Origin of the sequence: Photobacterium frigidiphilum, from assembly GCF_003025615.1 — a bacterium.
GTDB classification, from domain to species: domain Bacteria; phylum Pseudomonadota; class Gammaproteobacteria; order Enterobacterales; family Vibrionaceae; genus Photobacterium; species Photobacterium frigidiphilum.
The window spans coordinates 1-1,451 of record NZ_PYMJ01000112.1; the positions used below are offsets into that span (position 1 = coordinate 1).

The 1,451-nt window shown below is 45.0% G+C and carries 1 protein-coding gene; it reads right to left on the reverse strand.

Going from position 1 to position 1,451, the window contains the following annotated elements; genetic code table 11:
• Nucleotides 1-689 precede the first annotated feature (689 nt).
• Nucleotides 690-1,235 carry a topoisomerase DNA-binding C4 zinc finger domain-containing protein gene (locus C9J12_RS30030; protein WP_107247121.1) on the reverse strand — a complete coding sequence of 182 codons (546 nt, stop codon included), beginning with the start codon at nucleotides 1,233-1,235 and terminating at the stop codon, nucleotides 690-692.
• Nucleotides 1,236-1,451: the final 216 nt, after the last annotated feature.

Sequence of the window (1,451 nt, forward strand, 5' to 3'; positions counted from 1 at the left end):
TAAAAAAGCAGTGTAAAACCCGATCACCGAGCAACAATTCGATCGCGTGGCATGGCCACCGAACGCGGGTAACTCAAGCAAAAAAGTGATGAATTTGGTGTGAGTTTTTCAATCTGGCTTAATGGCAATCTTGTTATGAGTAGCAAGGTGGACAAAAACGGCCACCGTCATTACTGGTCTCATTTATAAGCATGATTTTACATCCTTCTTGTTCGCAAGAGGGATGTAGCTATTGGAGAGAGGATATTTTGGCGGCATCCCTTTTGGGCGCAAGCTTCCAACGGGATGCAACATATCGCGCTGTCATATCAACGGAAATTATAGCGGCTTACCCACATACCCACAGGCAAATTACGATCGTTTTAATATCTCCATTTTCCTGATGGATATGTGGATAAGCCAAGTGGACGCTGTAACTTTATCGGTTAGATTGCCTAGACGCGCCATTATTTGCGAAGCAAATGCAAAGCCAGTGCAGTGAATTCATGGATTGAAGGAAAGTTGAGATTATATGAAGAGTAAAATGAGCGATCCCACCTTGCTGCCAGGCACGCTCTTGGCTGGGCATTCAGCCTGTGTCAGGCTATGACTGTCGGATGACAAAAGGCTGTGTCAGTTTTAGAGGCTCTTGTATGGCTGATGAACCTCTATTTTATTGGAAAATAAACACTTACTTTGAGAGTGCTGATTTAGATTGCGCCTTTGTCGTGATCGGGTTTTCCGTTCTTATCAAAGTAACGCACGTTACACTTTGGAAAACCTGAACATCCCCACCAAAAAGTATCTTTGCGTTTTGCTGGCCGGCGAATAAGGGCACTACTACATTGTTTACAGAACTCTATATCTGATGTTTCGCCTAATACTCTTGGTTTTTTTTCAAGCTGTGGTTTGTTCTTCACGTTTTCAAACGTGGACTTGCAATCTGGGTAACGATTGCAAGCCCAGAACATGCCATTTTTTCCTTTTCTCTTGAGCAGTGTTCCGCTTTGGCAATGAGGGCAGGTAATGGCATTTGCAACGGTAATGGATACACCGTGAGTTTTGACGTCGTGGATACGTGCATCAATGTAATTATCTAGATCATGGATAAACTGGCCAACCGTGTATTCGCCATTGCGTATACGTTGTTGACGTTGCGCCCATTGTGCTGAAATATCGGGAGCGATGATTTCTTTAGGAAGCAGGGCACAGAACTCCTGACCTTGATGGTAAGGAATTTCAATATTCCTTACCATGAACAGAGGCTGGCACTCGCTGACTCTTTTTCACCTCCGTTATTGCCTACGTTTATTTCGTCGCCATTCAACGGCGCATCATTGAACAGATATGGCCTTTTTCTCGTCATTTGAATACACCTATCCCGTACCGGCCATCAGGTCGGCATCATACTCGCCTGCACCAACGTCGAAGCCGTCAACTCTGAGAGCGGCGTTCCAGCTCGATACCCATTG

Excerpts from the sequence above, each read along its gene's own strand:
- C9J12_RS30030 (WP_107247121.1), bottom strand. The coding sequence starts at position 1,235 with ATGGTAAGGAATATTGAAATTCCTTACCATCAAGGTCAGGAGTTCTGT.